This is a genomic window from Algoriphagus lacus, assembly GCF_003583985.1.
GTDB classification, from domain to species: Bacteria; Bacteroidota; Bacteroidia; order Cytophagales; family Cyclobacteriaceae; genus Algoriphagus; species Algoriphagus lacus.
Genome location: NZ_QXML01000007.1, coordinates 118,605 through 137,749, shown reverse-complemented (window position 1 = coordinate 137,749; position 19,145 = coordinate 118,605). Strand labels below are relative to the sequence as shown.

The 19,145-nt window shown below is 44.0% G+C and carries 11 protein-coding genes and 1 tRNA gene; 7 read left to right on the top strand and 5 right to left on the bottom strand.

Going from position 1 to position 19,145, the window contains the following annotated elements; all coding sequences use genetic code 11:
• Positions 1 to 67: 67 nt before the first annotated feature.
• From D0X99_RS14630 to D0X99_RS14610, 5 genes are all read left to right on the top strand, one after another.
• Complete coding sequence (locus tag D0X99_RS14630) at positions 68 to 5,581, top strand: T9SS type B sorting domain-containing protein (RefSeq protein WP_119478582.1); 5,514 nt, start codon at positions 68 to 70, stop codon at positions 5,579 to 5,581.
• 1 nt (position 5,582) lies between these two features.
• Entirely contained in the window at positions 5,583 to 6,335 is a 753-nt protein-coding gene (yaaA, locus tag D0X99_RS14625) for a peroxide stress protein YaaA (RefSeq protein ID WP_119478581.1), read from the top strand.
• A gap of 106 nt (positions 6,336 to 6,441) precedes the next feature.
• Positions 6,442 to 9,942, top strand: coding sequence for a T9SS type B sorting domain-containing protein (locus D0X99_RS14620; RefSeq protein ID WP_119478580.1), 3,501 nt, complete (start codon positions 6,442 to 6,444; stop codon positions 9,940 to 9,942).
• A 253-nt stretch (positions 9,943 to 10,195) separates the two neighbouring features.
• Positions 10,196 to 11,422: an MFS transporter gene (locus tag D0X99_RS14615; protein WP_119478579.1), complete on the top strand. Its 1,227-nt coding sequence runs from the start codon at positions 10,196 to 10,198 to the stop codon at positions 11,420 to 11,422.
• 42 nt (positions 11,423 to 11,464) lie between these two features.
• The gene (locus D0X99_RS14610; protein WP_119478578.1) at positions 11,465 to 12,835 is read left to right on the top strand and encodes a glycoside hydrolase family 140 protein; all 1,371 of its coding nucleotides are present in this window, start codon (positions 11,465 to 11,467) and stop codon (positions 12,833 to 12,835) included.
• Here D0X99_RS14610 and D0X99_RS14605 read toward each other — a convergent pair.
• Both D0X99_RS14605 and D0X99_RS14600 read right to left on the bottom strand, forming a co-directional pair.
• Complete coding sequence (locus D0X99_RS14605) at positions 12,832 to 13,068, bottom strand: YgdI/YgdR family lipoprotein (protein WP_119478577.1); 237 nt, start codon at positions 13,066 to 13,068, stop codon at positions 12,832 to 12,834. The two genes, D0X99_RS14610 and D0X99_RS14605, sit on opposite strands and share 4 nt — an antisense overlap.
• Before the next feature lie 96 nt (positions 13,069 to 13,164).
• Positions 13,165 to 13,238, bottom strand: a tRNA-Arg gene (locus tag D0X99_RS14600).
• A gap of 178 nt (positions 13,239 to 13,416) precedes the next feature.
• Between D0X99_RS14600 and D0X99_RS14595 the strand changes: the two genes are divergently transcribed.
• A complete protein-coding gene (locus D0X99_RS14595) occupies positions 13,417 to 14,163 on the top strand; it encodes an outer membrane beta-barrel protein (protein ID WP_119478576.1) in 747 nt (248 codons plus the stop codon).
• Positions 14,164 to 14,210: 47 nt separating this feature from the next.
• On the opposite strand, the gene D0X99_RS14590 is transcribed toward D0X99_RS14595, so the two are convergent.
• Both D0X99_RS14590 and rpoN read right to left on the bottom strand, forming a co-directional pair.
• Positions 14,211 to 14,831 carry a PA-phosphatase gene (locus D0X99_RS14590; RefSeq protein WP_119478575.1) on the bottom strand — a complete coding sequence of 207 codons (621 nt, stop codon included), beginning with the start codon at positions 14,829 to 14,831 and terminating at the stop codon, positions 14,211 to 14,213.
• Positions 14,831 to 16,288, bottom strand: a complete 1,458-nt coding sequence (gene rpoN, locus D0X99_RS14585; RefSeq protein ID WP_119478574.1) for an RNA polymerase factor sigma-54 — start codon at positions 16,286 to 16,288, stop codon at positions 14,831 to 14,833. Before rpoN ends, D0X99_RS14590 begins: the two co-directional genes overlap by 1 nt.
• A 176-nt stretch (positions 16,289 to 16,464) precedes the next feature.
• Between rpoN and asnS the strand changes: the two genes are divergently transcribed.
• Positions 16,465 to 17,916 (top strand): asparagine--tRNA ligase, encoded by a 1,452-nt coding sequence (gene asnS / locus D0X99_RS14580; protein WP_119478687.1) that lies wholly within the window; start codon positions 16,465 to 16,467, stop codon positions 17,914 to 17,916.
• A 39-nt stretch (positions 17,917 to 17,955) separates the two neighbouring features.
• On the opposite strand, the gene D0X99_RS14575 is transcribed toward asnS, so the two are convergent.
• Positions 17,956 to 19,143 carry an MFS transporter gene (locus D0X99_RS14575; protein ID WP_119478573.1) on the bottom strand — a complete coding sequence of 396 codons (1,188 nt, stop codon included), beginning with the start codon at positions 19,141 to 19,143 and terminating at the stop codon, positions 17,956 to 17,958.
• Between the last annotated feature and the right edge of the window lie 2 nt (positions 19,144 to 19,145).

Below are 19,145 nucleotides of genomic sequence, written 5' to 3'. Positions count from 1 at the left end.
TTTGAATAATTAGATAGCTTCTAAACGATCCAAGGCTTTGGTTGTTTTAGTAAGCAGTTCGAAAAATATGAAAAGCAGCCCTATTTCCATAAGGTTCATTTTAATTTTTACAAGCTTCATTTCCCTGAGCTTTTTCGGAATCAATGGTTTAGGGTACTCCCAAGGCTTTAATGATAACGAGTGGATTTTCGGCTATTGTGGCTCAGGCACTCCAAACAGCTATCTTTCATTTGGAAAAGGTGGCACTGCCAATGTGCAAACGCTGCCGGGTTCGGTAATTATCGGAGCAAAAAACAATGCGATAGCCATTGACCCGATCACAGGGCAACCGCTATTTATAACAAACGGTGAACTGGTTTATGACTACAGCTCCCAACCTATCCAAGGCGTGGGGTCGGGTCTCAACGGCGACATTGATGGTCATCAAAAAGTCGCCACTGGATTTTTGGAATACAACCCTACTGGAAATAAGCTATTTTACATCTTCTACCTTTCTCCTGGAGGGCAACTCCAATATGCCGTAGTCGACATGAATGCCCCTGGTCAGGCTACCGGAAATGAGCGTCCTTTGGGACAGGTGACTGAAAAAGACCAAATAATCGGTCCTGGATCCGGAGCGATCCTAGTGGTAAAAACTCCAGCCTCTCCCTCCTACCTGATCAGCTTCAGCGGTGGAAACCTAATTTCCAGAGAATTGGAATCGACTCAGGGAAGTTTTTCCCAGAAGGACACCGAAGGAATTCCATTCACTCCAAAGGCCATTGTTTTTGATGAAGAAAACAGCCAACTAATCGTGATTTCGGAAAATCCGGGCGATGACATTCTGGTTATTCCATTCGATACCAGCACTGGTAATTTCGGTAGTCCTAGCCCAATTACTGGTTCGGGCGGAACAGGGGAAATCGGCGGGGCCGACTTTTCACCGGATGGATCATTCATTTATTTCTCCAGAGGAAATCAACTGTTCCGTGTACCCAGCAACAACCTGAGTGCAACTCCCGAAGAGATCCCATTGACCGCGGGATTACATCAAGTGTATGATGTAAAAACTGGACCTGATGGACAACTCTATTACATCTATGAGGAAGTCCCGGGTGGACCTCAACTGATGGGAAGAGTGACCAATCCGGACGAACCGGATTTGACTTTGGTTACTGTAGAAGAGGATCCTTTTGGAGGAACAGACTTTTGTGGGACGATATTTCCGGTTTTTGCACCAAATGCTGACATTACTCCAACGGTTGATTTCACTTGGTCTCCCGAGGAGCCATGTGCAAAGAATCCCGTACAGCTAACCAGTGTGATCACACCGCAAAATTACCAGCCGGTCTCGTTCAATTGGGAATTTAATCCTCCCCTGACAGATTCAGACGGCAATCCACTCCCAGCAGATTACTCTCAAGAGCATTTTTTAGTTCCTGCCGACGCAGCCGAAGGATCAAGTATCGATGTGACCTTGACGGTGGAATTTGCAGATGGAAGCACACAGGTAGTCAACAAAACCATTCCTCTTACTGAAAATAATCTGGAAGCGAATTTTTCTCCTTCAGATACTACACTTTGCGAAAGCTGCATTGACTTGGATCCTTTACTTCAGGCTCAGTCTGGTGACAGCGGTGGAGAAGCACCACCTGCAGGTGGTGACAACTACGAATACTTCTGGTCCAATAAGCGGGATCGGGGTTGGATACCAAAAGAAGCCAATGAAGTCTGCAAGCCGGGATTGTATTGGGTATTGGTCCGTGAACCGGGATCACAATGTTATGCTTATGCGGAGATACGGGTAAAAATGTGGGACATCCCAGACCAAAGCAACAACATCTGGTATTTTGGCGACGGTGCGGGACTCGATTTCAATCCCGATCCAAATGATTCCACTGCCCCAACACCAAGGCCAATTGCCCAAAGACATCCACAAAATATTCCAGCAGGTACCACCACCATTTCCGACCAGGCTGGACAAGTCTTGTTTTTTACCGATGGCCAGTCTGTATGGGATTTGAATGGAGATTTGATGGAAAACGGGGCAGATATTGGAGGAGATAATTCTTCCAGTCAGTCAGTACTTGCAGTAGGACTTTCTCAGGAGCCCACCCTGTTTTACCTCTTTACTACACAAGCTTCTGCAAACGGCAGCAATACAGTAAGCTATTCCCTGGTTGACATCAAATCTGAAAATCAAACCGGTGTAGGAAACGTCGTTACCAAAAACAACTTCCTCTTTAGCCCTTCCACAGAACAGTCTGCCGCACTCAGTTCGGGAGATACTACCTGGGTCATGTTTCATGAATTGGGAAATAATACATTTCGCGCTTATCCCGTTTCAACGCGTGGGATTGGTCAGCCGATCCTAAGTTCAGTGGGAAGTAGCCATGGATTCAACTCTGGAGTTGGAGCGATGAAATTCAGTCCCGACGGCACTAAACTGGCCGTTACGATTTCCGAAGGAGGGTGTAATAAGTTGGAAATCTTCGAGTTTGATCAAAATACCGGTGAACTCTCCGAATATGCCAGGATCGACTTGGGATGTAATGGGGATGTCTATGGTTTGGAGTTTTCTCAGGATTCTGACCGGGTCTTGGTCTCCTACCGAAACGGAGGTCCGGGAGTCGAAGAATTCATCATCAAGGCAGTGGACAATGATGATCCCAATGCCGCATCCTGCCCTTCATGCTTTGAATCCGCAACTACGAGGGCTCAACGCGAGACCTGTATTCTTTCCACCAAAAAACAAGTAAGTGGAACAGCAGGCCTCAATTTGGGAGCACTTCAAATTGCATCCGACGGACAAGTCTATGTCGCTGTTGTAGGAGACAACCGAATCGGCCAAATTCAGGTAGGAACGGGTTGTACGGCTGCAAGTACATTCAATCAAGACGCAGTGGAGCCCATGCCGGGCACTTCCAATCTGGGACTTCCTTCTTTCGTCCAAAACTCCGGAAGTTCAATCCCCGAACCAGCTTTATCCTTCCCTGCCAGACTCTGTCTTGACCCGGAATTAGGCGCAAGCGGTTTGCTCGAAGGTGCCGGCGAGCCTGATATAGACTCTTACTTCTGGACCATCACAAATGAAGACGGAACTGTGATCCGAAACAACTATGGAGGACCGGGCGACCAATTCCAAACTTTGGATCAGATCTTTACTACACCTGGAATCTACACAATTGAACTTCGGGTGGATCGATGTGGTGACCCTGAATATTTCAGAGCCGAAGGCGAAATCGAAGTGGTGGCTCCTCCTGCATTGACCTTTGCTTCCGATGCCACACTTTGCGCTGGAAACCCAGTTACACTTACTGCAATCGACGGATACGATCCGGCAGATGGCTTGTATGATTTTCAATGGACCAATGCTGCCGGTCAAGTTTTTGGGGATGAAAACTCCAATTCCATCGAAGTTACCGAGGAAAGCATTTACACTGTCCAAGTAAGCTACAGACTACCAGATGGATTGTCGGAGGAAGATGCCTTGCTTTTTGAGACTTGTCCATCCACTGCTGAGGTATTTGTCGGACCGGCATTTGAGTTTGACCTGACTCAAACTGCAACTGAGGTTTGTTACGAGGAAACATCGGTGATTTTCGCGCCGAATACCCCGATCACAGGGGAGTGGTTTTATGATCTAAATTCCAGTGGAACACGAGTTTCCTTGGGAGAATTTTTCGAACTCGAGCTCTTCATCAATACCCTTCCAAGTCCGGGAAATTACGAGATCATCTTTGTGGCTCAGGATCCGATTCTACCGGGGTGTACCATTGAGAAAAAACTGGACCTCCTGGTCAACGAGTTGCCACTTCTTACAGCTGTCCAAACCACTCCTGCGACAGATTGTGCTTCGGCGGATGGCAGTTTTGAAATCACAATGCAGGCCAATGCTTCTGAGGTAAGAATTCCTGAACTCAGTCTTACGTTTTCCAATGCTAATGCAGGCGATGTGATACCAGTGACAGGTTTGCTTCCCGGAGTTTACACAGTTGAGGCAGAGAACGGCGCAGGGTGTTTGTACTCAACTTCGGTGACGGTTGAAAACCTCAATCCACCCATAGCTTATGCCTTTTCAGTTGCCACCACAGATGAAACCTGTAATGCTACCGGAGTAGAACCCGGACGAATTACGATTTCATTTGATAACGGATTGCCACAAGTTGGCGAATACCGCATCGTCAGACAAGGAGACGGCCTTGAGTTCACTGCTCCTCTTCCCAATCAGGCTAGCTTTGAAGTAGAGGTGCCTTACGGAGATTATTTGGTTGAGGTAATTGACCAATTTGGTTGTTCCATTCCGGATGATCAGGTCTACACGATCGACCAAAAATTCGAAGTGGTGTTCTCAGTTCCCTCTGATGTCACCGCCTGCGAAAGCCTGATTTTTGCTCCTTTAGGACCCAAACCTTTGACCTATTCTGCTAAGAGTTCAAGCGGGACAGTCTTTAATCCTGATGCTGACGGAAACTTCACTTTTACCCAAAGCGGGATTTACACTGTTCTTGGGGTGGATCCCACCGGAGTGGATTGTCCTAAGGAAATTCAGATGAATGTGACCATCACCCAGCCGCTGGATTTTGAATTGGCTGGACCTATTGTCGACTGTCAGACAGGAATCCGATATGAGGCTGTCTTGAACAATGCAGATCCTGCAGATGTCATTTTCCTTTGGAAAGATGCGCTGGGAGTGATCGTGGGAAGAAGGCAGACTTTTGTTCCGAGCCGGGACGGAGATTATTCCCTGGAGATTCAGCCTGCCGCTGGTGGACTTTGTCCGACATTGGAAATTCCTTTTTCGGCTAAAATTTTAACCGAGCCTGTTCCTGTAGCCTTGGAAGTGGTGCCTTTCTGTATCGACCAGACCAGTACTACGGTAGCTGTCCAAGCAGATCTGACCCAAGTGGCAGAAATCGAATGGTACACCGTTCAGGGAGGAACTCGGACTCGGATCTTTGCATTCGACGATCTTCCAGTCGTGGAAGTATCTCAGGAGGGTACTTATGAAGTGCTTCTTCGCAGCGAATTTGGATGCGAATTGGGCAGGGCAAACGGAGTTGTCGCCAAATCCACCATTATCCCTCCTGTAGTGCCAACGGAGGAAATCACGATCTGTGCGATAGAGGGAGTCACCACTAGCATTGCTCCGGGAGACTATGACAACTACAGCTGGATTTTGAATGGAGAGGAAGTGTCTCAGGATGCCATCTTCACCCCTACACTTCCCGGAACCTATGAGTTGATAGTTTCCGACAATTTGGGTTGCGAGTATACTGCCACCTTTACAGTGAATGAGGATTGCCGTTTGAGAGTATCCTATCCAAACGGGGTTGTCCTTGGAGACCCGAATAGAAATTTCATTCTCTATGCCAATGAATTTATCGATGAGGTAGAAGTATTCATTTTCAACCGATGGGGAGAATTGATCTTTTATTGCGAGCATGAAAATTTGGAGCCTAAACAACCCTTCTGCCCTTGGGACGGTATAGTCAATGGAAAAAATGTCCCAAATGGAACATATGCCGTCGTAGTGAAGTTTACATCCCGAGAACAAGGAATTACTCAATCCGAAACCAAAGCCATTACGATTATTCAATAGTATGTTGATTCTGATTTCCCCTGCGAAAACCCTCGATTACAGTACCCCAAGTTTCAAAGAATACACTCACCCGGATTTCAAATCAGACATTCAGTCTCTGATTAGGGTGATGAAAAAAAAGTCTGCCCAGGAGATTTCGGAACTGATGCATGTAAGCGAAAATCTTGCAGTACTCAACGAGGAACGCTACAAGACCTTTCAGAAAGAGTTTAACACCGAAAATTCGAAGCAGGCGCTCCTGGCCTTCAAGGGTGATGTTTATACCAAAATTGAAGTGGACAGTTATTCTAAAGATGATTTTGAATTTGCACAGGATCACCTGAGAATCCTTTCCGGATTGTATGGGCTTCTGAAGCCCCTTGACCTGATTCAGCCTTACAGGTTGGAGATGGGTACCCGACTGGAAACCAACAAGGGTAAGAATCTTTACGAATACTGGGACAAAAAAATAGCCAAAGCGATCAATGATGTAGCAGCAGGAAGGCCAATCGTGAATTTAGCTTCTCAGGAATACTTCAAAGCGGTCGACCTGAAAACCCTGAAAACTCCTGTTATCACTATCCATTTTAAAGAATTTAAAAGCGGTACTTACCAAGTAATTGGTTTTTTTGCCAAGCAGGCTCGAGGCATGATGACCAATTTTGCTATCAAAAACAGGTTAACTGAACCAGAGTCTCTGAAGTCATTCAATCAGGAAGGCTATGAGTTTTCAGAGCCGATGAGTACCATTTCGGATTGGGTGTTTATCCGTTAAATTGCTTGCATTGGGTCGATCAGAAGGACTGATTAACCCAAGTCATTTTTTTGAGGGGCTAAAAATCAGTAATTTAGTAACCCCGTAGTCAGTTTTTCCAAATCAATTGAAAAAAGTTTTTTCCAGAATACTGTTTATTTTTTCCCTCTTTATGCTGTTGGCATTTACTGGAGGGGCTGGTATTTTATTGTTTGATCGGCTCGGGGAAAATTTCCCTTTCACATCTGTAAATCCGGTATTCATTGATCCGGAACTTACTGGCCCTGATAGGCTCTGCAATGTTTTCGGGAGTGTAATCGGTGACTTTTTTGGAGGAGGCGATCCTGCCAAGGATGTATATAGCTGGGAGATTTTAGGTCCGGCAGGCCAATCCCTTTTCAAAGGAACCGGAGGAGCAGGATTTCAGACGATCAGTTACACGTTTTCAATAACTGGAGTTCACCAAGTCAAGCTGGAGGTGAGTAGAGGAGGAAAGCCAATCGGTACTTTTTCAAAGAACGTTGAAGTTTCTCCCGGGCCAATTATCGTGCTCAAGTCCTCCTATCAAATCTGTGAAAATCAAGAGATAGAGCTACAAGCAATTGATCCCACAACAAGTGTTAATTTTTCCTCTTATGAATTTGAATGGCGGAATGAATCCGGAGTTTTAATTGGAGCAGAAAACAATCAAAAAGTAAATCAGGCAGGCAACTATGAAGTTTCCTTTTTCTTCAAAAACAGTTTAGGTGAAAATGAATGTTTCACCACACTAACTACCAGTGTTTCGATTGCTACTGGTTTTTCTTTGGTTTCCTCTTCAACGTCCGTTTGTCCGGATGAGGAAATTGTCTTTTCTACTGAGCCTCCAATTGATGGAGAATGGTTTATCCAGAAACAAAATGAACCTTTAAAGGAATCCATAGGAACAGGCACCACGATTAAAATAAACCCAATTTCTGATCTGGTCACTACCGGTGAGTATTCGGTTTTTTTTCAAGCAGGAAATAATGGAAACGCAAGTTGTTTGCCTGAATCATCCATTTCATTTACTTATTTTCCAAAACCTGAATTTGAAATCCTTGAACCGATCATTTCCTCCGGTTGTAATACGCCGGATGGTACAATCCGAATAAAAGCAATCACTCCCTTGGAAGGAATCTATCTCGATGGCCAAAGTCCTTCAGGTATTTCTCTTTCCCCTGGTGATATTTTTGAAATTCCCAATCTAAAATCCGGCACCTACACTGTGATCGGAAGTCTTGGTTCATGTGCAAATTCTCTTGGTACTGTGGTCCCTTTGGACAATCCACCCCCAAATTTGGAGTTTGAAATCCTCGATATCAAACCCGAAGTCTGCACACCTACCGGGAAATTAGACGGAGCGTTTACCATTTCATTATTGAACGGACCATCAACGGGAGTTTCTTACCGCCTGATAAATGAAAGAGGGGCAGTGGTCCTGGAGGAGAAACTTAGCCCGGGATTATTAACCATTGTCACCGTACCTGGAGGTACTTATTTTGTTGAAATATTTGACGAAGATCTTTGCTCTTTGCCCCAGGTTGAAGAATTGGTAGTCCCAAATCTTGATCAGGTAGAGTTTTTTATTCCCGAATCTCTATCGGTCTGTCAGTCTTTTGATTTTATTCCTGAAACCTCCCAAGCATTGGAATTCACCCTTACTGCTCCAGATGGGACCGTGGAAATTCAAAAAGCGGGGGAAGCTTTTTCTATCACGCAAGCAGGCAAGCATACGCTAGTTGGTGTATTACCGGGTCAATCGAACATTTGCCCTACCCTGAAAGAATTGATGGTGACCTTGGTTCCTCCGGTAGATTTTGAACCACTTTTGATCAAACAGGATTGTTTCGGAAATCAGACATACCGTGCAATAATAAAAGACAGGGCTCCGGAAGAAGTGGTTTTTTCATGGTATAATGAAAAGGATGAACTGGTCGGTACTGGAGAATTCCTATTTCCCTTCTCCTACGGAACGTACAAGTTGGATGTACAACCGGCCGACAGTGAGGCATGCCCCATCCCCCCAAAGGAATTTGTTGTAAAAGAACCTGTGCTTTCTGTCGATGTCAGCTTAGAATCAACCAAACTTTGTGAATTTGGGCCAAGAGCGGTGATTAATCTCAGCACCACGTATCCGGAGGAAGTCACCGATATCGAATGGCGAAGATTTGACGAAACAGGCCAAATAACTGAACTACCGGAATTCCGAGATCGGAAAGAAGTTACAGTGGATGTCGCGGGAACTTATGAGGCCTCTGTTTTTAGCATAATCCCCTCGATTGAAAAAAACTGTGAACTTGGGCGTAGCACTATTCAAGTTGACTTGATTCCGAATAAAGTCACGTTTGATATTCCTGGGAATCTTTCTATTTGTGACCCATACCAACTTATTCCCCAAAGCACCTCTCCTTTGGAATTTTCGCTCATCTACCCTGACGGCAATGTCGAAACCAAAAGCTGGAACGAAGCATTCACAATTGACCAGGCAGGTCTTTATACCATATTGGGCTACGACCCTGACATCAAAGGACCTCTGTGCCCGGAGCAAAAAACCTTTGAAGTCACTATCAATTCGCCAGTACAGTTTCAACCGGTCTTAAATAATCTTTCCTGCGAAGGGATTTATGAATATCAGGCCCAGGTAGATAATTACGCTCCCGATCAGGTGGATTATTTTTGGAGGGATCCAGCCGGAAATCTAGTAGGAAGTTCCGCTGTATTTACTACTTCCACCTATGGAACCTTCACCTTGGAAGTCCAGCCTAAAGGTTCGATTCCATGCAAGATTGATCCTCAAAGTTTTGAAGTGGCGATTCCCGTACTACAGGTTGCGACTAAAATAATCGCAGGTCCTTTGTGTCCAGACCAGCCCAATGCGGCCTTGGAAGTGGATGCCGATTTCACAGAAATCTCTACCATTGAATGGTGGTTTACGGACATCAACAACAATCGGATTCAGCTTATTTCAGAAACAAACAAAAAGGAAATACTGGCATCTAGGGAAGGAACCTATGAAGTGATCGTCAGAAACAGCTTCAATTGCATCCTTGGCAGAGACCAAGTTTTGGTCCTCAGAAGTTCGGACCAAGTAAGACCGGCATTGGAAGAAAGCTACCAAGTCTGTCCTCGCTATGAGATCGCTCCAACGCTAAACCCGGGAAACTTCGCCCAATATGAGTGGTACTTTGAAGATGCATTGGTTGGGAATTCGCCTACCTTCAAACCATTACAAATTGGAACTTACAAAGTGATCGTTTACAGCACGGAAGGTTGCGCTTATGAGACCACTTTTATCACAGAAGAAGAGTGCGAGCTTAGGGCTGTTTTTCCGAATGCTATCCAACCTGGAAATCCTGAAAAACCTTTCCTGATTTATACCAATTACCTGATTGATGAATTGGAGGTTTGGATTTTTAACAGGTGGGGTGAAGTAATTTTCCATTGTAAAAACACTGACCTCCTGACGGAAGAATCAACTTGTCTGTGGGATGGTTACTTTGATGGACAAAAAATCCCGCCAGGATCTTACGCCTACCGACTGAATTTTAAAAACTTGGAGAAAAACATTTCAAAAGAGCAATTAGGATCAATACTCGTTATTGATTGATTTTTTTGAACACTCAATCTATCACCAGATTGGGCTATAGAGGCTTTTACTGAATTAGGCCAATTCAATCGGAACGAAAGGCATCCCTTCTCAAAGTAAGAGAATCCTGCCCAATTCCCATTTCAGGTTTCTTAAAGCCATCTTCCGTTCACGGAATAATTTTTACCACGGGAAAGCTAAATCCTTTTTTTTTTCTATTTTGAACCGTTTCAAACCTGTGTTTTATTCAACCCAAAATCCAAAGCACTCATCTATGACCCAAACCATCAATCGGAGCGCCCTCTTCAATGCAAGCTGTCTGGCGCTGATTACGACCGCCTTTACCTTCGCAATCCGTGCAGGTATCCTACCTCAGCTGGGAGAAACGTTCGGCCTGACTGCCGAACAGCTCGGCTTTATTAATTCCATGTGGTTTCTCGGCTTTCCGATTTCCATGATTCTGGGAGGGCTTTTCTACCATATCGTAGGGCCAGCCAACATTATGAGAATTGCTTTTGTCACTCACACGCTGGGAATTCTACTGACCATCTATGCTGATGGGTACACTACATTGTTGATTTCTACCTTATTTATCGGTTTTGGAAACGGATGTACCGAAGCTGCTTGTAATCCCATGATTGCAGACATGTATTCCGGAACCACCCTAAACAAGATGCTCAACAGGTTCCACATGTGGTTCCCTGGAGGAATTGTTTTGGGAAGTTTGATTTCCAAATTCATGACAGATGCCAATATGGGTTGGGAAGCTCAGATTTGGGTGATGATGATCCCGACTGTTGCTTATGCAGTCTTATTCTTTGGAAAAACTTTCCCTAAACCAAGTGTGGAAGCTGCAACTTCAGTAGGAAGCAATATCAAGGCAATGTTTAGCCCTGTATTCATATTCCTGTTTGTATGTATGGCTCTGACAGCCATTTCCGAATTCGGGCCTCAGCAGTGGGTAGGATTGATCATGAGTGCCAGCGGTGCAAGTCCTATGCTAATCCTTGCACTGACCACAGGCGTTATGGCCATTGGTAGATTCTTTGCTGGGCCAGTTGTAAAGGCTCTAGGTCAAACAGGTGTTTTGTTGGGAGGAGCGATTTTCGCATCTCTTGGAATTTTCCTTTTCAGTACCGTCACAGGACCAATGGCCTATGTTGCCGCCTTGGTTTTTGCGATTGGAGTTTGTTATTTCTGGCCAGTAATGGTGGGTGCAGTAGCACAGCGTGTTCCACTTAGTGGTGCGCTTGGCATGTCCATCATTGGTGGAGTTGGGATGTTCTCCACAGCTATTTTCCAACCGATCATCGGTGGATGGATTGATGTCTCAAGAGCTACTCAAAGCGCTGCTGGATTAGCTGGAGATGCACTTGAACTTGCTGCAGGTCAGGAGACTTTACAAAAAATGCTCCTTTTCCCAGGTATCCTGATTGTACTCTTTATCATCTTCTTCATCTGGCAAAAAGGCTCCAAGCCGGCCGGTGCAGCAGCACATTAATTTCCAGAAGCAGCCTTCGGGCTGCTTTTTTTTGCTCCAACTATGAAAAAATTCAAATCACTTTTCTTTTGTCTATTGACATCATTGGGAATGTATGCCCAAGAAATAAATGGCCCAATCCAAATCCATCCCGAAAACCGATATCTGATGACGGCGGAAGGAAAGCCGTTCTTTTGGATGGCTGATACAGCATGGGAAATCTTTCATCGACTAGATGAAAAACAGGCAACGCTCTATTTGGAAACAAGAAAGGAACAGGGCTTCAATGTAATCCAAGCTGTAGTTTTAGCTGAATTGGATGGAATTCACTCTCCAAATGCAAATGGAGATACTCCATTTTTGAATTTGGAAACCTGGGAGTATAACGAAGCCTATTTCAGTCATGTTGACAGAATTTTGGATTTGGCTTTGGAACGAAATATTCATATTGCTTTGCTCCCTACCTGGGGAGATAAGCTTTTCAAAAACTCATGGGGGACCGGTCCGGAAATTTTCACTCCTGAAACTGCTTATTCCTATGGAAAGTGGATCGGGAAAAGATATAAGGATAGAAAGAACCTGATTTGGGTTTTGGGAGGAGATCGGAATCCAAGGGAAAACACTCAGGACATCGAGGTTTGGAATCAAATGGCCAAGGGAATCCTGGAAACCCAAAATCCAGAAAACCCGATTTTGATAACCTTCCACCCTCAACCCACCGAACCCGGTGGTAGCAGCAACTGGTTTCACCAAGCAGGTTGGCTGAGTTTCAACATGCATCAGACGGGTCATTGCCCCAATCAGCCTATCTATCAAAAAATAGCCCATGACTTGGCCCTTTCACCCCAAAAACCAACCATCGACGGGGAGCCCATGTATGAAGAGCACCCGAAGTGTTTCAATGCAAAAGAGTTGGGCTACAGTGAGGCAACGGATATCCGAAAAATCATGTATTGGAATGTTTTCGCAGGTGCTGCTGGCCAAACTTACGGATGTCATGCGGTCTGGCAGATGTATGATTTGGACAAACAACCTGTAAATGCACCTTTGAAACCTTGGCATCAATCCCTCGATCTGGAGGTGGCCAATCAAGTCAAACATCTCAAGTCTCTACTCCTTAGCCGAAATTACTTTGAAAGGATACCCGACCAAAATCTTATTCTAGACAGTCAGTTAGATGATGACCATTTTGTATCAGCTACCCGCTCCCGGGATGGTTCGTATGCCTTTATCTATTTTCCCACCGGCAAAAAAACAATGTTAAATTTTTCCTCCCTCCAAGGCGAAAAATTTCAGCTGAAGTGGTATGACCCAAGAACAGGTGTAAGCTTTGTCAGAGACAATCCAATCGACCGTAAAAATTCAGTGGAAGTCATTCCTCCTAGTTCTGGCAGAGGAAATGATTGGGTATTAATTGTAGACAGTGTGAATTAATTGCCACAAACGTAACTTTCATATTCATCTGTCGTCACGGACCAAAGTCTTCCTTCATCATCTCTATAGGTGATGGTTCCGGTACTTTCGAGGATTTCAATGCTTTCTTTAGTGGTTATGGTGCTTCCATCCTTCATCTGAATGGTACAGGGCCCATCGAAGCGTAAAACTTCTATCAGTTCATCACACGAACCAAGAACAACCAAAAAGAAAAAAAGAAAGTAACGATACATAATCAGTGGGATGTTGCTCTAAAATAGTCTGATTCCAGAGATTAATAAAAAACTTGATCTAAAAAGAAAAAGCCCGATCTGAAAGACCGAGCTTAGTGACCTCGTCAAGATTCAAACTTGAAACCTCCTGAGCCGTAATCAGGTGCTCTATTCAGTTGAGCTACGAGGCCGAATGGGTTTGCAAAAGTACCCAATAATATTTTTTATGCAAATACACGGATCAAAGAAATTTAGGATTCTACTTCTTCACAATCCCCAGGCCTTAAGAATAATTAAGAGGCTGAGAGGGGTAAATCCTTGAGGATTTTATATTTTTGCCCACATTCCACAGAAAAGAATATTCTTTTGATGAAAAAATTATTAACACTGTCCTTGGCAATTTTGGCTTTTCAATTTGTGCAGGCACAGGATTCCGAGACTAAACCGAAAACTCCAATTGGTGGTCGCCCAAATATTCCAAGTGATTTGAATTTTGAGTTTGGTTTCAATCAACTGAACAACCGACCAGCAGATTTGGATATTGATTTCCTTGGATCACGAACTTTCAATGCCTCCTACCAATTCCCAATAAATCTTTTCGGAAAAGGCTCGGGCTTCACGCTGAACCCAGGATTCGGTGTGGGATCTGATAAATTGGAATTTGACGGTGCTAAGAATCTTTTTATTAACCCATTATTAGGCCCGGAATCTTCCAAGTTGACTGAGGTTTCTGATGTATACGGAAAAAACATCAACCTCATTTCAAACAACTTCTCAGCAAACTACTTGGAAGTCCCCATTGATATTCGCTATCACCTTAACAAGAATAATTACAGTAAAAGCTTTAGGATAAGCGTTGGCGGCAAAGTAGGATTCCTCTATGAAGCCCATACAAAAATCAAATACGAATCTGCCGAATACGATAAACGGAAAATCAAAGACTCCCAAAACTTCGGTTTGGAAAAAATCCGATATGCCGTTTCAGTCAAAGCAGGATCTCCAGGTTTCTATGTATGGGGAAACTTCTTCCTTAATGACATGTGGCAAGCCGGTCGGGGACCATTCGCAAACCAATCAAGCCAAATTAATTTTGGACTAGCCGTCACAGTTTTCTAAAAAAACTCAAATCTGCAGAGAGACCAGGCAAAAACCTGGTCTTTTTTTTATACCCAAATCAGATTAAAACCAATCCAACAAATGGCAAATCCTGCTAGCCATCCTGCATACACCTCAACCGGCTTATGGGCCTGAAGCAATAGTCTTGAAGAAGCTACAATACCACAAAGAATAAGTGCTCCCAAGAGTGGATAAACAACTTCAAACGTTGGGAATTTACTTCCCAACACCACAACTACCCCTAGCAATCCTCCCAGTCCTGTCATATGAGCGGACATTTTCCAGAAAAATGTAATGATTGTGAGGAATATTACAGCCACACAAATCACTGCCAAACTTTGCCAAAGAACTGGATCCATATCTGTCTTTTGGTATAAAAACCAAGTTGTCATCAGATAGAATGCAGTGGTAATCAAAAAAGGAACCCTTCGTTCCTGAACTTCCGGCATATGCAAACTTTTCACCATTCCGCTGATTCTAAGACCAATAATGGTGATCATTGGGATAAGTAAAGTAGATAGAACAATAAGAAAAAATATTCTGTCTTTGAATTCTTCAGGAATACTCGAAGCTTCCGGTACAGCGAAAAGCAATAAACCATAAACCATAGCTGGCATCAGCAAAGGCTGAAAAACCACCGAAATCACCAACGCAATCGACCTTAGCACTACAGTTCCTTTCTAAGTCTTGCCACTGGAATCTGAAGCTGCTCACGGTATTTGGCGACAGTCCTTCGTGCTATGTTGTAGCCTAATTTATTCAGCATTTTCACCAGCTTGTCATCAGAAAGCGGTCGCTTTTTATCTTCTGCATCTACCATCCCTTGCAATACGGATTTCACTTCGCGATTACTTACATCTTCCCCACTGTCTGTAGCGATTCCTTCTGAGAAAAAGTATTTCAAAGGATAGACTCCAAATTCCGTCTGAATGGACTTGCTATTGGCAACTCTGGAAACGGTAGAAATATCCATGTCAATTCGCTCGGCAATATCTTTCAGGATCATGGGGCGCAGATTGGTTTCATCACCGTCAATGAAAAACTCCTTTTGGTAATTCAATATCGCCTCCATTGTCCTCAACAGCGTGTTTTGTCGCTGCTTGATGGCATCAATAAACCATTTTGCCGCATCCAGTTTTTGCTTCACAAAAGTGACCGTATCCTTCAACTTCTTATCCTTCTTATCACTCTTGTCATATGCATCAAACATGTCCGCATAAGATCTTGAAATCCTCAGTTCAGGAGCATTTTTGGAATTCAGGCTGACTTCCAGCTTGCCTCCGTTATTGGTCAAAATAAAATCAGGAATGATATACTGTGTCCTGACCAACCCATCGGAAGCCCCTCCAGGTTTTGGATTCAAGCGGGTAATCAGATTGACTGCATCCTTGATACCTTCTTCGTCCAGGTCCAAACGCTTTTGGATCTTGGAATAGTGTTTTTTTGTAAACTCTTCAAAACAATCCTGAACGATCAATAAAGCATGCTTCACAACCGGATCGTCAGGATGTTCTTTTCGCTCCAACTGGATAATCAGGCATTCCTGAAGAGTACGTGCAGCGATTCCTGCAGGGTCGAAGGTTTGAATTTTTCGAAGGATTTCCTCCAATTCGTCAATATCAGTTTCAATGTTTTGGCTAAATGCCAAATCATTGATTATCGCCTCCAAATCTCTTCGGATATAGCCATCATTTTCAATACTTCCGATTAATTGTTGCCCAATAATCTTCTGGCGATCATCCAGTTTCAAAAAATTGAGCTGAGTGATCAATTGTTCATGCAATGAGGTTTGTGAGGAAATCGGAATCTCCCGATCATCATCATCGGAATTGTAATTTCCGTCGCCCTGCATCTTATACCCACTGTATTCATCATCCAGATAGTCATCCAGATTGAGTTCGTGATCATCTCTTCCCAAGTCGTCATCGTAGGAATCCTCAAAATCATCATCCTGGGATTGTTCCGTCTCTTCTTCCTTCCCCTCCTCGAGTGCAGGATTGATTTCCAGCTCCTCTTCAATTCGGGTATCCAGCTCGGCGGTAGGCACTTGAAGCAGTTTGATAAACTGGATTTGCTGGGGTGAAAGCTTTTGAGAAAGAGATTGACTAAGATTAAGCTTTTGCATTGAAATCAGTTAAAACCTGCTAGTTGGGTTTAAAAAAGCTTTTCCTTTGGAAAAAGCCAGTTGACCAAATTTAGGAAAAAGAGGCAATTTTTTGATAAAAAGGTGATTTAATCGTTTTTTTGCATTCCACTAAAAAATGGCCGGAAAAGAACTTTTTTCCGATAAAAAAATCGCTAATGGCATTCAACAAACGGGTCAAAATCAAGACCATCCTGGAACAAAACCCGATCGGACAAGAAATCACCCTGATGGGTTGGGTACGTACCAAAAGAAGCAATAAAAATGTTTCTTTCATCGCACTCAATGACGGCTCCATAATTACCAATTATCAGGTAGTGGCTGATCCAAACCTGATTTCTGAGGATATTCTGAAAAAATGCAGTACCGGTGCATGTTTGAAAATATCCGGAACTGTAGTTGAATCCCAAGGTTCAGGTCAAGCTTCCGAGCTCAATGCGAAAACAATTGAAATCCTAGGAGAGGCAGATCCTGAGAAATATCCTTTACAGCCTAAAAAACACTCACTTGAGTTTTTGCGGGAAATTGCTCACCTCCGAATGCGGACCAACACGTTTGGAGCTGTTTTTCGGGTGAGACATGCATTAGCTTTTGCTGTTCATAAGTATTTCAATGACAAAGGATTCTTTTATATCCACACACCAATCATCACGGCATCCGATGCTGAGGGTGCAGGAGAAACCTTTAAAGTAACCACCTTTGAGCTTGGAAATCCTCCCAGAACTGAGGACGGAAAGATCGATTTCAAACAGGATTTCTTCGAGCGGGAAACCAACCTTACTGTTTCAGGTCAATTGGAGGGAGAATTGGCTGCAATGGCGTTGTCCGAGATTTACACTTTCGGACCAACTTTCCGTGCAGAAAATTCCAATACCACCCGTCACCTAGCGGAGTTTTGGATGATCGAGCCGGAAATGGCCTTCTACGATGCTGAAGACAACCAAAATCTGGCAGAGGACTTCTTAAAATACGTGATCAAGTACGCACTTGAAAACTGTGCTGAAGATCTTCAATTCCTTGCTCAGCGAGCACTTGAGGAAGAGAACACCAAGCCTGCGGATCAAAGAAGTGAATTAGGGCTCATAGAAAAGCTGAAATTCGTTGTTGAAAACGACTTTGTCCGCCTAACCTACACCGAGGCTATCGATATCCTGAAAAATTCCAACCCGAACAAAAAGAAGAAATTCAACTACCTTATTGAATCTTGGGGTGCAGACTTGCAGTCTGAACATGAGCGTTTCTTGGTGGAAAAACATTTCAAAAAACCGGTAATTCTGACTGATTATCCAAAGGAAATCAAAGCCTTCTACATGCGTCAGAATGAGGATGGAAAAACCGTTGCAGCTATGGATATCCTTTTCCCTGGAATTGGGGAAATCGTGGGAGGTTCCCAGCGCGAAGAGAGGCTGGACCGATTGACTCAACGAATGCAGGAAATGCACATACCTGAAGCAGAACTTTGGTGGTATCTGGATACCAGAAGATTTGGAGCCACTCCTCATGCTGGCTTTGGATTAGGCTTCGAGCGAATGGTTCAGTTTGTCACCGGAATGGGAAATATTCGGGATGTAATCGCCTTCCCTAGGACTCCAGGAAACGCGGAATTCTAAAAACCAAAAATCCCCGGCTTTACCGGGGATTTTTGGTTTTTAGCTTACAATAGTTACTCGTTTGGCAAGGGGAATACAAAGAATACTAAAGAATATTGCCAAATAGCCCACAATGTTGAAATTGGTCAATTGACCCAACTCATTTTCCCCAATAATCAACCCTGCCGCAAGGGAAGCCAATCCGGCTGCCACTTGTTGCACAGCAGAATTGAAGCTTAAGAAACTACCTCTGTTCTCCGGAGTAGCCGTTCCGGTAATAATCGCTGCAGCAGGAACATATCGCCCGTTGGAAGTCACAAAAAACATCGTAGTAACAATCAAAACAAGCGGAATCGGAGTGACTCCCAAATGGGTAATTATTCCGATTGGAATCAGGTTCAATATCATGAAAATGGTAAATACCTTCAGCTTTCCATGCCTATCTGCCAATTTTCCTACCCATGGAGAAGTGAATATGGTAAATGCGCCTCCTGCCATGTAGATGTAAGTCAGCTGCATTTCACTGAATCCAACATTGGCTACATTAAAGGGGCTCAAAAAAGGGATGATCATAAACTGCCCAAACATCATCATGATGGAAAGTGTAATGGCTTTCATTTGATTGCTGTTACTGGTTACCCGAGAAATCACCTCAAGCGGGTGAGGTCTTTTAATTTCCACTCCCAAGTGCCCCGCTATAGGTGGAATAAAGCGGACAATCATTCCCAAACTTAACACCGAAAGGCCAGTAAGAATATAAAATGGTGTTTGCCAATTGGATAAGCTAGCCAAAAACAGCCCCAAAGGAACACCCATAACAGAAGCAAAGGAAAAAGCAGCCATCACCAGCCCCATTGCACTCCCTCTTTTCTCATTAGGTATCACGTCTCCAATGATTGCCAATATCAACGCTGAGGTAAGCCCACCAAAAACCCCTGAAACCACCCTTGCTACTAACAGAATTCCATAACTTGGGGAGAGTGCACAACCTAACGTACCTATCATAAACCCCACATAAACCCAGAGTAGTATTTTCTTTCGGTCAAACCGGTCCAAGAAAAAGGCACCGAAAAAACTGGAAGCACCGGCGCTAAAGGTGTACGAAGATACGAGAAGACTAAACTCACCAGGACCAATCTCAAAGATTCTCATTAGCTGAGGTCCCAGCGGCATGAGAATCATGAAGTCAACAATGTGGATGAAATTAATCGCTGCTAAAGTCCAGAGCAGGGCTTTTTCATTTTTCATGG